Raw genomic sequence first — 12,467 nt, forward strand, 5'->3', positions numbered from 1 at the left:
CAATAGATTGAAGGATAGCTCCTAATCTGCTGTTATCGGCCTTGTCATTATTTTAAATTATTTTTAGTTGGAAAATTTAATGGGAATAGACTAAATATTTAGCTACCAAAAATATTTATTGATAGGACATCATGAAATATATAGTGCTATTGGTTTTCATCTTGTGTGTAGCCTATGTGCATTTCCGTGGGAAAGTGCGTTATAGATTTTGGCGTCAGCTCTCAGACCATTCGACATTTGTTTCTCCGATCAATGTCTTCATGTATTTATTCTCACGCGTTCCCACCACGCCCTATTTAAAGCAGGATCTTTTCCCCGAACTGACCGTGTTGCGAGATAACTGGTTAAAAATTCGGGAAGAAGGTCAGGCGTTAATGGAAATCCAGCAAATCAAAGCATCAGATAAATATAATGATGCTGGTTTTAATTCTTTTTTTAAAACGGGTTGGAAGCGCTTTTACTTGAAATGGTATGAAGACAGCCACCCATCGGCAATGACATTGTGCCCACACACCACCACATTATTAAAAGGATTGCCATCGGTGAAAGCGGCGATGTTTGCTGAGTTGCCGGACGGCAGCCGTTTACCTCGCCACCGTGATCCTTATGCAGGTTCTTTGCGTTACCACCTTGGCTTAATAACGCCGAATGATGACCGCTGCTTTATTGATGTTGATGGCACCACTTATAGCTGGCGTGACGGTGAAGGAATATTGTTTGATGAAACCTATATTCACTATGCCGAAAATCACAGTGGACAAAACCGGCTCATTTTATTTTGTGATATTGAACGCCCGATGCGCTATCGCTGGGCACAATGGATTAACCATTGGTTGGGCCGTCATTTAATGAGTGCCGCCACGGCCCCCAATGAAGAAGGGGATAGAACCGGTGGTGTCAACCGAGCGTTCAAATATATCTATGCGGTACGAAAGGTGGGTAAACGCTTAAAAGCCTGGAACCGCACAATTTATTATCTGATTAAATGGATTTTATTTGGTGGTATTGCTGCACTGATTTTTTATGCGCTGTAATACTGTTTATGTGCTGTAGCACTTTTTACACGCGGTAGTACTTTCCTGCAAAACAAGCTAATCATCAAATAGCCCACTGAGGTTTCCTCCAGTGGGCTATTTATTTTATGTCGCCACACAAATAATTAATCTAGTTAACACTATGATTTAAAAGTAAATATATAAATTTCATATTCCAGCGTATATTGATGGCAACCGTGTTATTGACCACCACATTCGGTGTCCTGGCCAATGAATTTGTGATGGCATCTCGAGACAGTAACTATGGCGAAGCGATGCAATATGCTGCTGATCAATATCAGAAATCACATCCAGACACTAAGATAACGCTGGTTAAGCACCCGCCAGCCGGTGTCGGACATGGCGAAACAAGCGCTGCGGTTACCAGAAAAAATGGTGTGCGGCAGCGGATAGCGGGCACTTTGTCATTAACCTTAAACGGGCTTTTCTCATTCAAAACGGGCAGGCATTACGGGTTTTGACCCACTCTTTGCTGATGGGATGAATAAAATGTAGCTCACTGGCATGCAGCATCAGCCGCGGTGTTTGCTCGGTGCCTGGTAGCAGGCGACCGCCATATAAGTCGCAGCCCCAAATAGGGTGGCCCAACTGCTGGCAGTGGATGCGGAGTTGATGGGTACGCCCGGTCTCCGGGGTTAGCTGTACCCGTGTCAATGGCAGTAATCTATTGTTTTCCAACTTATTGTCTTCCAACTCGTGATAAAAACGCTCAATGACCTGATAGTGGGAACGGGCGGGTTTGCCGTTGATTGGGCAAATCGACATCAGTGGGAACAGTGCTGGGTCTTTGGCAATCGCCGCGTCTATGATTCCTTCGTTGTCGTCCAGATGTCCACAAAGCAGTGCGCTGTACACCTTGGTTACGGTGCGCTGACTGAACTGCTGGCAGAGGGCAGCATTAATAGCTTTATTGCGGGCAATCACCATCAGCCCGGAAGTCCCAAAATCAAGGCGATGAACCAGAGTACAGCCGGGGAATATTTGTACCAGCCGATGATGCACCGAGTCGAGATTTTGTGGGTTTTTCCCCGAAAGGCTGAGCAGCCCAGCAGGTTTATTGATCAGCACCAAATGCTCGTCCTGATAGAGAATCTCTATCTTGTCATGGCACGGTGGGGCAATAAAGGTATCGTAAATCATAGACATCAGGTTGCCCGAAGGGGAAGTGGGGTGGGATAATAACCAACTTTCAGCTGGCTGGCGAATCTGGCCGCCGATTGCTATAACCGCCCACCAACAGCTAAATAGCAAAAAGCCCGCTTAGTTTCCTAAGCGGGCTTTTCTAATATGGCTCCTCTGACTGGACTCGAACCAGTGACATACGGATTAACAGTCCGCCGTTCTACCGACTGAACTACAGAGGAATCGTGTGAACGGGGCGCATGATATCTAGCATGCCCGATACTGTCAACGCTAAATTGGTACATTTGGCTCGACTGCTCAGCATCTGAGCAAGACAGAGAGAGATAATGGCTAAATCAGGTGAATTCGCCATTTTATGCCTTTATGGTTTAAGGCGTTGAGCCAATAACTAATTCAGTGGATGCAAGATCTCGGCGTTTTTATTATCGTTTTCCCACCGTTTTAGTCTGGCCAGCGGGTCTTGACGATAAAAAGTACAGAAATGCTGGTAAACCGCCGGGAAACGGTTTTCCAATAGCTCAGGTGCACTGAAAAAATATTCGGATAACACCGCAAAACATTCAGCAGGATCACTGGCGGCGTATGCATCCATACTGGCAGCGTCGACACCCACCATATCTATCTCATCTTGAATATTATCCATCGCCTGATGTAGGTCATATTCCCACGCCGCAACATCACGCATGGCAATCGGTGGCACGCCGTTTGAGTGACCGCCATTGCGCATGTCCAGTTTGTGGGCCGCCTCATGAATAACCAAATTAAAACCTGACAAATCAAACGAGTCCTGAATATCTTGCCAATTCAGTACAATCGGCCCCTGTTCCCAACTCTGACCGGACTGCACTGTTTTCCCGGTGTGGACCAAGCCCGCATCATCTTGCCAGTCGTCATCAACCACAAAAGGGGACGGATAAATCAGCACTTCATGGAAACCGTCTAGCCATTTAGCCCCCAACTCCATCACTGGCAGGGCGAATAACAGTGTTAAGCGAGCCTGCATCAACGGCGTTAATACTAACCCTTGCAGTGGTAGCAGGCGTTTTTGTTGCAGCAAATGGCTGGCGACAGAAATCAGCCGCTGTTGCTCCTCGTCATTTAAAGGTGCCAATAGAGGGATATTCAGCGCTTCACGCCACTGTGCAAGCATCTCCGCTTGCGGTTGATTTGCTTTCCACAGCCACTTAATCATCAGGTTGCTCACAAAGTGATAATTCGAACGTCTAAAGCAGGGAAGTGTTGTTGTAAACATGCCGTAAAAAGGGGCATGAACGCAACCGTTTCATGAAGAGATACCCGAGCACTTGAAAGGCCCGCCTCGCAAACTGATGAAGATATCCGTTTTCTGAGGGGCAAAACGCCTCATGCTCTTTCATTATTCAAGCACTTATAGAAAAAAAATTCAGCGATCTTTATCACAGTAAGTTGGCAAAGCAAGGCGATAAATAATACATCCGGCTTGCTCATTGCTTGCTGGTAATCGTTTGCTGATATTCACCCCACAAATCAATACCAGCGCAAATGACCCTATCAGTGTAGCTCTACGCCATTGTGATCAGGTTGATTTTATTGGCGGCCGCTATACCGCAGATGCTTTAGCTGGCAAGGCAACTGGTTGCTGCTTAAGTTGACCATATATGGACGCCCCGGATGTTACAAGTACTGGTTCGATACGGTTTGCGACCATATATCCGGCGTCATAAGTAGGTAAAGTTACCTGCGCCATGATGTTATCCGAACCCTGTTTCCTTATCACTACACCGGTATATTATTACCCAGGTCAACTTCAGGCTGTTACAGGGACGGTAGCCGTTTTCTCATCAGTGCCTGCAAACTCAGAGAGACATGTTTTCTTTAACGAGTATTGAGTTAATTCGCAGTAAAAGCCTTGCTCATATTAAAATCAACGCCATCGGTCAGTATTCGCCAGATGATTCTGGTCAGTTTATTCGCCAAAGCTACGGTGGTTTTCAGAAACCCTCGCCTTGCCTCGAGCCTCTTCAGCCAAAGACCTAGGTTGTCATCACGTTTTTTCACGCAGCGCATCACTGAGCGCGCGCCATGGATGACTAATGTTCTCAGGCTGCGATTGCCGTTTTTGGTCACAGAAGACAACCTTTGTTTTCCTCCTGAACTGTGCTGCCGGGGAACCAGGCCGCACCATGCGGATAATTCTCTGCCGTTGGAGAATTGTACTGCATCAACTTCACTGATAAATGCTGCAGCGATAAGCGGGCCAACACCAGGGACTGTTAATAAATGGCGATATGCTGTTTGTTGTGAAGACAATGCAGCCATTTCTTTATCCAGATAGGTAACGCGTTCATTGAGCGCCTGCATATCTTCCCGCAATAAAGAAAGCAATCGGCGAAGTGTGAAAGTTAAATTGTTAGATGCATCTTCAATAAGTTCAGGTAGCTGCTGCTGGAGACGCTGGATCCCAACGGGAAGAATGAGGCCGTTTTCAGCGAGCAAAGAACGAAGCTGGTTAGCCAGCGCGGTTCTCTGCTCAACCATCAGTTGACGGGTATTCCGCAGTGCTTTGATATCCTGCTGTTCCGTGGTTTTAACCGGAACAAAGTGGATACCAGGGCGGCATGCTGTTTCACAAATTGCCAGAGCATCGTTTGCATCGTTCTTCTGGCTTCTGACAAATGCTTTCACGTGCTGTGCGGGTATAAGCCTTACGCTATACCCCATAGAACTGAGGGTTCGCCCCCAGAAATGAGAGGTTGAACAAGCCTCCATCGCGATTAAAGTACCCGGCTCAAACTGGCGAAGCGTATCCAGCAATTTCTGACGTGATATTTTTCTGTTCCAGGCAACGGAACCATCAACCATCCAAACACATACCTGAAAAACAGATTTGGCAATATCGATACCAACAACTCTGATTGTGTTCATGTGGTGTTACTCCCAGATTAATTCAGTCAGTAAAAGTATGGCACTGACTACCTTAGGAAGGGGCGTCCATCACATCACTACAGTTCTGCATAGCCGGGGCGCGGGGATAGAGTGAGGTTATCGACGGATGCCACCAGACACTCATTGAAATGAGTATCAAATAGCATTGATTTAACTTTTGAAATCCCTACGTCAATTCCTAGATAATAATCCATTGGGCATTACCATTATTAAAAATCATAACATTCTGAGTGTAAGGGAGTGAACAGTCAGTAACATACTGATTACATATGCTTTTTATTAAATTGAAAAATTAAAATTTAACTTTATATGGCGATGAGGTGAGTCGCGGAAATGATTTTCTGTGCAAAATCACTCTCGCTATAAAAAGAGAAATGACTATTTGCAGTCAGCAATAAACCGGTAAAGTGGAATTATTATTTATAATAATTGAGTATTAAACTGCTGGTTAATATATTTTTCCATCAGGGGGCCAAATGAAATATAAAATTAAAATAGAGTCATGAAAAAAATAACTGTTATTTATTTAATTGATTTTTATTGTTTTTTTATTTTTCTTTGCAATGATTTACTCGATATATTCTCTCATTTTTTCGTGATTAAAAGTAGATTAAGAGAGTTTATTCGCCAAAATCACGCCATGATTAACCATCGTGTAAGACCTTTCCTACACCAAGTCAGCTTGCAGTCTTATATACAAGGAATGTCTTAAAACGTTTAATAGCTGCATAAACTTTGATTTCATTTTTTTATTTTGGTCAACCCAATAAAAAGTTAATTCAACCCTCAGGCATCAGCCTATAAATTTTGGGTATCGCAACGCGATAAACATTATATCAGGACTATTTAAATGAAAAAGCAACTGGCTAGAATTACTGTACTGTCTTCTTTAATTTTTGGTATTAATGCCGCCAATGCAGAAGCACCGACTGCAGAATTAAAAGTAGTCGGTACGTTGACTGTGCCAAGCTGCACCATTTCACCTCCGGATGAGGGTGTTTACGATTTTGGTAACCTGTCTTCATCTTTAGTTAAATCAGGTACTGCGACTACGGCCCTGACGCCGATGACTAAAACCTGGACAATAAGCTGTGATGCGGAAACTTACCTGAACTTTACACCAGTGGATAACCGCACGGCATCTGCCAGTGTTGCGGGAACAACTAACTTCGGTATGGGTAACGTGAATAACACCGGTAAAATCGGTTATTACACTGCACAGATGAAGAGTGCCACTGTTGATGGCAAAATATCCAACGTCTTCTCATCCGCGACCTCAACTTTCGTTGTAGCAACAACGGCTCCGTTGACAACAGGTCTGCGCACCGGTTGGTCATCTGCTGCTAACACCCAGAGCACCGGTAAAGTGTTTACTGCTGATATTACTGTTAGCCCGATTTTGGCGGGTACCACGACGATGGGTGGCCCGATTACTGAAGATGCAGAAATCGACGGTTCATTGACGATGAACTTTGCATTCGGTATCTAAATAACCTGTTCGTCACGGTATAAATTGAGGGCAGATTTTTATTTCTGCTCTCAATTTTGTCTTAAGAGCATAGTTATGGATAAGTGTGACAATATTCATATATTGGAAGGACTCATCATTTTATGAAAATGCATACTTTCAATTTAGTTCTTTTCACCTTATTAATTCTATCTGCCACCGTACAGGCGGCCCCGCCTTCTGCAGAATTAAAAGTGACAGGAAAGATTGGTATTCCAACCTGTACTATTAATGCACCTGATGGCGGTATTTATAATGTCGGTGAGATTTCATCAAGCCAGATAAAAAGTGGTACAGCAGTGACAGTATTACCATCGATCACAAAAACTTGGACAGTTACTTGTGATAGTGTGACATATCTGAGCTTAAACGCGATTGATAACCGCAAAGCTTCTGTGAGCGATAACACCGGTATTCACAATTTCGGTTTAGGTTTTGTGAATGGTAGCGGGAAACTGGGTTTTTATAAAACCACGATGAGCAATGCTACTGTCGATGGAGTGAGCAGCTTACTCTATTTTATTGATGCTAATAACATATTGCAGGGTGGACATACTTTAGAGACGCTCACCAATAATTTCCGCTTTGGCTGGTCTGAAAATGCGACTACAGCAAAAGCAGGTAAAGTATTCAGTGCCGATTTTACGGTAACACCGACATTGGCTGGCTCAACAAGCATGGGTGGGGCTATCACTGAAAATATCAATATTGATGGTTCTGCGACCATGAATTTTTCTTTTAGTATTTAATTCATAAAAATCCTATACATCAGACTGTTTTCAATTTTTAATAGCTGCTGTACTTTTTATTGCGTAAAGCAATATGTTCTATTAGCCCACCCGTTTTCCTTATTTTTAGGACACCATTGTGTTTGCGCGTTGTGTTGCATTTTCATTTACAGCACTCCTCTTATCCCTCTTTCCTGTAGCGGTTTTCTCCGCAACAAAAGAGGGCGCGGTGACATTTGATATAAAAACACTAGAAAATTTGGGGTATTCAGCGGAGTTAGCGGATTTTTTCAGCAAAAAAGATAAGTTTTTACCCGGTCAGCATGATGTCACCATCATTGTGAATGCCAATAAAACCTATCATATTGAAGTTACCTTCGACAGTGAGGGGAATTTGTGTGTAGATCGAAAGTTGCTGATTGCATTGAAGCTCCGCTACAAAGACAGTGGCGACAGTTGTGAAAATATTGAAGCCTTATGGCCTGGTGTGGCTATAAAACTATTTCCCGGCCAATTCCGGGTGGAAATGACGTTGCCTCAAGAGGCATTTGATCCTGAGATGGAAGGCAGTGATTACCAAAGTGGCGGTCATGCATTATTACTGAACTATAATTTGTTCGGTCAGCGAATTGAGAGCAATAGCGATAATCTTAATTTATTCCAAGGGCAGTTTCAGCCGGGAATTAACTTTAATAACTGGGTACTGCGTAACCGGGGCTCCTATACCTATAATCAAGGAGTAGGCCATTACGATAATCAGGAAACCTACGCATTACGCGCGGTGGAATCATTGAAATCAGTGGTGCAGTTAGGTGAGTTTGGTTTGGTCGGTGACACATATTCCGGCTTACCGATCGCCGGTGCCCAGATATATTCCGATAATGCTCAATTAAATAATATGCAGTTAGTGGTTCCCATTGAAGGTATTGCTAATACCAACGCCACTATTGAAATTCGCCAGCGTGGACGGGTTATTTACCGCACCGTCGTACCTCCAGGCCCATTTTCGTTATCTAATATCAGCAATTTTTCCAGTGGGGTGGTTACGGATGTTGATGTTATTGAGGAAGATGGTACCCAGCAGCATTTTACAGTATCGAATGCGCTGGATCCTAACATTGAACAGCAGGCGACGACCTACCAACTGGGATTAGGCCGTTATCGCGATAGTCTGAATGACAGTGAGAGCAAGTCGCCACTATTGGTATCGGGTGAGATGTCTTTTAACCCGATGAGCGCATTGCGTATGACTTCTGCTGGGCTGCTTTCCCCTGATTATCAAAATATCAATGTACAAAATCTTTATAGTGGGCTGGAGAATGCCTGGTTTTCGGCAGCGGCAAGTTACTCTAATACTAAAGATGTCGGGCAAGGTTACCAGTTTACCTTACAAAATCAGGTCTCCATTAATGGCAATTTGAGTGCTTCATTGTCGACAGTATATGACTCATCGAGTTATTGGTCGCCAGATAATGCCCTGAGCAGTGGCAATAATCTGAATTATCTAGTGTACGGCAAACTGAAAAACTCCACGTCGGCAGCGATGACATGGGCGCATCCTCGCTGGGGCGCTTTTTCCTATGTTTTGTCTAATAATATGTATTATCAGGCGGCTGATAGCGTTTCACATACATTCTCAGCAAGTGAACAATTTGGCCGGGTGACCACGACGCTAAGTTTTCAATCCACTTCACAGGGGCAAAATGCGCTATATGTGGGTATCACTATGCCATTGGGCAACGGATCGCTCAGTGGTCGGATGCAGCGTAATAATGGCAATATGACCTTAGGTAGCACCTATCAAGGCCGCTGGGGAGACAACAAAGGTTACCAAGTGGGTATAACTGGCAGTGATAGTCAGCGGCGCATTAATGGGGCCATGAATATGAATTCGGCGTATACACAATTGGCGGGCGGGGTTTCTCAGGCAACCAACAATAGCCGCTCAGCTTATATTTCTGCCAATGGTTCAATGGCTTATGCCAATAGCACTTTTGCCACTTCTTCGTCAGCAATTGGTGATACTTTTGCGGTAGTGAATATACCGAGTCAGTCCAATTTGCGTATTTCGTCGCCCAGCAGTGGCACATCGATTACTGATTATGCCGGGACGGCATTATTGCCCTCAGTAATGCCCTATACGGCATCAAAAGCACAAATAAGCACTAAAACATTGCCATTGAATATTCGCCTTAACAGTACTAGTGCAGATTTGAAGATGACACGAGGCACAGTCGCTACCCGTAATTTTGAAGCAACAGAAACTCGTCAGTTGTTGCTGAGTATTCGTGATAGCGACGGTGAAATGTTGCCAGTGGGGGCCAATGTGCTTGATGAAAAGGGTAACTTCCTGGGAACCATTATTGGTGATGGCAACTTTATGTTGGAAAACAAAGCGATTGGTGCAACGTTACGTGTTAAAGCCACCAATCGTAATGAATGTGTGGTGAGTTATGTTGAGCCGGATAAGTTTGATCCGGATGCATTATATGAAGTTACTGACGCTGTATGTCATTAATTTTAAATGCTTAACAACAAGCAGGTGCTCAGTAAATATTTTTTTGACATAGGATCTATTATGAAAAATACGATGGTTAGTCATGACAGTATGAGTGCAATGACTGCTTATACTCATATTCTCAAACGTGTTAAATCGTTTTTTATGTTCAATTTACTGGTGTTGTTAAGCTGCTGGAGTTTGGCATCTAATGCATCTTTCAAATTAGAAAGCACCACGGTCATTTTAAAGGAAAGTGATAGCCGCACCAGTTTCACTATTGAAAACACCTCGGCGAACCCGATCTTGCTGGTGACCAAATTGTTTGACTTAGATGGTAAGAATCTGAGTAAGCAAATTTTGATTTCTCCGCCGGTAACACGTATTGATGCCGGGCAAAGTCAGCAAGTTAACTTTGTATTAAAGAAAGGCACGGTACTGGATTCAGAAGTATTGTTAAAAGCTTCATTTGAAGGTGTAGAACAGGTACCGGGTAACGCAACAGTGATGCCAATTCGTCAAGAAATTGGTTTTCTCATTCAGCCAAATGCTGTGCCACAGATTAAAACCCCTTGGCAGGAATTGGTTATCTCTACATCCGGCAACAACTTGATTATTAAGAACCCGAGTAAACATGTAGTCCGCCTTGGCCCGCAGGTGTTTTTAGTGCCGAGCAATGAAGTTGTTCCCTTGGGCAGCCCTTATATTATGCCGGGTGTCACCAAGCAATTCGCGATTAAGTCGTCACCTACATCAGTTAAAGTTACCCCACTGAGCCGCTATGGTTTTGTGCAACCGGAAGTAGCTGTTCCTGTTTCGCGCTAATCAGGATGAGTGAGTTCGTCAATGCGAAAGGCGGCCGATAATGGCTGCTTTTTAATTTTAAGGGCGGCCAGTGTACTCAATAGCCGCACTGAATGTAAGAAAATTCCTACAAATCAATTAGATGTATCTCGCTCTATTTGTTTTTCCTGTTGGTCTCTTGGGTCACAAGTGATACCTTTCTAGAATCATTTGGTGTGGAATCATTCAAATAACCACCCATTAGGCTATTGCTGACTTTCTCAGGTCAATGCACAGGTGTATTTATGACGCTTTATGATATTAAACCGCGGTTTCAGGCGCTACTTCGCCCATGTTTGACTCGGTTATATCGGCAAGGAGTGACGGCGAATCAAGTGACTTTATTGACTCTGATAGCTTCACTGATAGTCGGCATTTCATTAACCATCTATCCCACGCGAATGATGTTTCTCCTGCTTCCCCTATTTCTGTTTTTCCGCATGGCGCTGAATGCTATTGATGGCATGTTGGCGCGAGAGTTCAATCAACAGTCGCGTTTAGGTGCTTTACTGAATGAGATTGGCGATGTTGTTTCGGATATTGCACTTTATCTGCCCTTTGCTTTGCTCCCTTATGCACGCCCTGAGCTAGTAATATTAGCGGTATTCTTGGCCTTATTAACTGAGTTCTGCGGTGTGATGGCACAAACATTGGGCCGCCCACGGGGATATCAGGGGCCGCTGGGAAAAAGTGACCGGGCGCTATTATTCGGTGCGTATGGGCTAGCCGTTGCCGTGTGGCCAAATGCTTTGCTGTATTCCGGATGGTTATTTGCTTTTGCATCAGTTTTATTGTTGTGGACATGTATCAATCGCTGCCGGGCAGCGCTAAGGCTAGAGGCATAATATGAACTCAACGCTAACTTTCAGTCTGGTGGTTATTTTTGCTTTATTAACCCTGGCCAGTTTAATTATTGGGGGGTTGATACTGCGCTATCCGCAAAAAGATTGGCTGGAACTGCGTCAGCGTATTACTAGCTGGTGGCTGATTATTATTGTTTTTGCCGTGGCGATGATTAGCCCCAAATGGCTGTCACTGGTTATCTTTGGTTTTATCAGTTTTCTGGCATTAAAAGAGTTCCTGACTCTTATTTCTACCCGCCGTTCTGACAATATTCCTTTGCTATGGATGTATCTCGCTATTCCTATTCATTATCTGTGGATTGGTATGGGATGGTACGGCATGTTCGTTATTTTTATTCCGATTTATGCATTCCTGTTTCTACCGGTACGCATGGTGCTGATTGGTGATACCAAAGGTTTTTTACATGCGGCATCGAATATGCATTGGGGTTTAATGACCACCGTATTTGCCCTCAGCCATGTGGCATTTTTACTGGTATTACCGGGTGGTATTGGTGGGCAGGGGGCGCTATTAGTGGTGTTCTTGGTGGCGTTGACCGAACTGAATGATATTGCTCAATATTTATGGGGAAAATCATTCGGCCGCATCAAAGTGACACCCACGGTCAGCCCAAATAAAACCCTGGCTGGTTTACTGGGTGGGACAGCAACAACCATGGTATTAGCAGGTATTCTGGGGTCACTATTAACGCCGATGAATCTCACTTTCTCACTATTTGCCGGATTATTGATTGGGTTAACCGGTTTCTGTGGCGATGTAGTGATGTCGGCGGTTAAGCGTGATCTTGGAGTGAAAGATTCGGGCAAATTATTGCCCGGTCATGGCGGTATTCTCGACCGTCTGGACTCTCTCATTTATACCGCGCCGCTGTTCTTCCATTTCATCCATTACTTTTATTATTAAGG

At 44.1% G+C, this 12,467-nt stretch carries 12 protein-coding genes and 1 tRNA gene; 8 read left to right on the plus strand and 5 right to left on the minus strand.

Going from position 1 to position 12,467, the window contains the following annotated elements; genetic code table 11:
- Positions 1-131: 131 nt before the first annotated feature.
- Both lpxO and DXZ79_RS08350 read left to right on the plus strand, forming a co-directional pair.
- A complete protein-coding gene (gene lpxO, locus DXZ79_RS08345) occupies positions 132-1,034 on the plus strand; it encodes a lipid A hydroxylase LpxO (RefSeq protein ID WP_038633890.1) in 903 nt (300 codons plus the stop codon).
- 188 nt (positions 1,035-1,222) lie between these two features.
- The gene (locus tag DXZ79_RS08350) at positions 1,223-1,516 is read left to right on the plus strand and encodes a hypothetical protein (RefSeq protein ID WP_120011201.1); all 294 of its coding nucleotides are present in this window, start codon (positions 1,223-1,225) and stop codon (positions 1,514-1,516) included.
- Here DXZ79_RS08350 and DXZ79_RS08355 read toward each other — a convergent pair.
- From DXZ79_RS08355 to DXZ79_RS20660, 5 genes are all read right to left on the minus strand, one after another.
- Positions 1,488-2,201 (minus strand): RluA family pseudouridine synthase, encoded by a 714-nt coding sequence (locus DXZ79_RS08355; RefSeq protein ID WP_120011615.1) that lies wholly within the window; start codon positions 2,199-2,201, stop codon positions 1,488-1,490. The genes DXZ79_RS08350 and DXZ79_RS08355 overlap by 29 nt on opposite strands.
- Positions 2,202-2,343: 142 nt before the next feature.
- A tRNA-Asn gene (locus tag DXZ79_RS08360) sits at positions 2,344-2,419 on the minus strand.
- Between the two features lie 167 nt (positions 2,420-2,586).
- The gene (mtfA, locus tag DXZ79_RS08365) at positions 2,587-3,390 is read right to left on the minus strand and encodes a DgsA anti-repressor MtfA (RefSeq protein WP_120011202.1); all 804 of its coding nucleotides are present in this window, start codon (positions 3,388-3,390) and stop codon (positions 2,587-2,589) included.
- Positions 3,391-4,067: 677 nt separating this feature from the next.
- Positions 4,068-5,102 carry an IS110 family RNA-guided transposase gene (locus DXZ79_RS08370; protein ID WP_038633883.1) on the minus strand — a complete coding sequence of 345 codons (1,035 nt, stop codon included), beginning with the start codon at positions 5,100-5,102 and terminating at the stop codon, positions 4,068-4,070.
- 77 nt (positions 5,103-5,179) lie between these two features.
- The gene (locus DXZ79_RS20660) at positions 5,180-5,317 is read right to left on the minus strand and encodes a hypothetical protein (RefSeq protein WP_162928736.1); all 138 of its coding nucleotides are present in this window, start codon (positions 5,315-5,317) and stop codon (positions 5,180-5,182) included.
- Between the two features lie 656 nt (positions 5,318-5,973).
- Between DXZ79_RS20660 and DXZ79_RS08375 the strand changes: the two genes are divergently transcribed.
- The 6 genes from DXZ79_RS08375 (at position 5,974) to DXZ79_RS08400 (ending at position 12,465) form a co-directional block, all read left to right on the plus strand.
- Positions 5,974-6,612 carry a DUF1120 domain-containing protein gene (locus tag DXZ79_RS08375; RefSeq protein WP_120011203.1) on the plus strand — a complete coding sequence of 213 codons (639 nt, stop codon included), beginning with the start codon at positions 5,974-5,976 and terminating at the stop codon, positions 6,610-6,612.
- A 122-nt stretch (positions 6,613-6,734) separates the two neighbouring features.
- Positions 6,735-7,379, plus strand: coding sequence for a DUF1120 domain-containing protein (locus tag DXZ79_RS08380; RefSeq protein WP_120011204.1), 645 nt, complete (start codon positions 6,735-6,737; stop codon positions 7,377-7,379).
- Positions 7,380-7,497: 118 nt separating this feature from the next.
- On the plus strand, positions 7,498-9,876 hold the full coding sequence (locus DXZ79_RS08385) for a fimbria/pilus outer membrane usher protein (protein WP_120011205.1): 2,379 nt from the start codon (positions 7,498-7,500) through the stop codon (positions 9,874-9,876).
- Positions 9,877-9,948: 72 nt separating this feature from the next.
- The gene (locus DXZ79_RS08390; protein ID WP_390613932.1) at positions 9,949-10,680 is read left to right on the plus strand and encodes a fimbria/pilus chaperone family protein; all 732 of its coding nucleotides are present in this window, start codon (positions 9,949-9,951) and stop codon (positions 10,678-10,680) included.
- A 263-nt stretch (positions 10,681-10,943) separates the two neighbouring features.
- Entirely contained in the window at positions 10,944-11,543 is a 600-nt protein-coding gene (locus DXZ79_RS08395) for a CDP-alcohol phosphatidyltransferase family protein (protein WP_038633868.1), read from the plus strand.
- A gap of 1 nt (position 11,544) precedes the next feature.
- The gene (locus DXZ79_RS08400; protein ID WP_050291798.1) at positions 11,545-12,465 is read left to right on the plus strand and encodes a phosphatidate cytidylyltransferase; all 921 of its coding nucleotides are present in this window, start codon (positions 11,545-11,547) and stop codon (positions 12,463-12,465) included.
- Positions 12,466-12,467 lie beyond the last annotated feature (2 nt).

The organism is Yersinia rochesterensis, assembly GCF_003600645.1.
Lineage (GTDB): Bacteria > Pseudomonadota > Gammaproteobacteria > Enterobacterales > Enterobacteriaceae > Yersinia > Yersinia rochesterensis.

Coding starts and splice junctions, on each gene's coding strand:
- DXZ79_RS20660 (WP_162928736.1), bottom strand. CDS start 5,317: ATGGATTATTATCTAGGAATTGACGTAGGGATTTCAAAAGTTAAATCA.
- DXZ79_RS08380 (WP_120011204.1), top strand. CDS start 6,735: ATGAAAATGCATACTTTCAATTTAGTTCTTTTCACCTTATTAATTCTA.
- DXZ79_RS08350 (WP_120011201.1), top strand. CDS start 1,223: ATGGCAACCGTGTTATTGACCACCACATTCGGTGTCCTGGCCAATGAA.
- lpxO (WP_038633890.1), top strand. CDS start 132: ATGAAATATATAGTGCTATTGGTTTTCATCTTGTGTGTAGCCTATGTG.
- mtfA (WP_120011202.1), bottom strand. CDS start 3,390: ATGATTAAGTGGCTGTGGAAAGCAAATCAACCGCAAGCGGAGATGCTT.
- DXZ79_RS08400 (WP_050291798.1), top strand. CDS start 11,545: ATGAACTCAACGCTAACTTTCAGTCTGGTGGTTATTTTTGCTTTATTA.
- DXZ79_RS08375 (WP_120011203.1), top strand. CDS start 5,974: ATGAAAAAGCAACTGGCTAGAATTACTGTACTGTCTTCTTTAATTTTT.
- DXZ79_RS08395 (WP_038633868.1), top strand. CDS start 10,944: ATGACGCTTTATGATATTAAACCGCGGTTTCAGGCGCTACTTCGCCCA.
- DXZ79_RS08390 (WP_390613932.1), top strand. CDS start 9,949: ATGGTTAGTCATGACAGTATGAGTGCAATGACTGCTTATACTCATATT.
- DXZ79_RS08370 (WP_038633883.1), bottom strand. CDS start 5,102: ATGAACACAATCAGAGTTGTTGGTATCGATATTGCCAAATCTGTTTTT.
- DXZ79_RS08355 (WP_120011615.1), bottom strand. CDS start 2,201: ATGTCTATGATTTACGATACCTTTATTGCCCCACCGTGCCATGACAAG.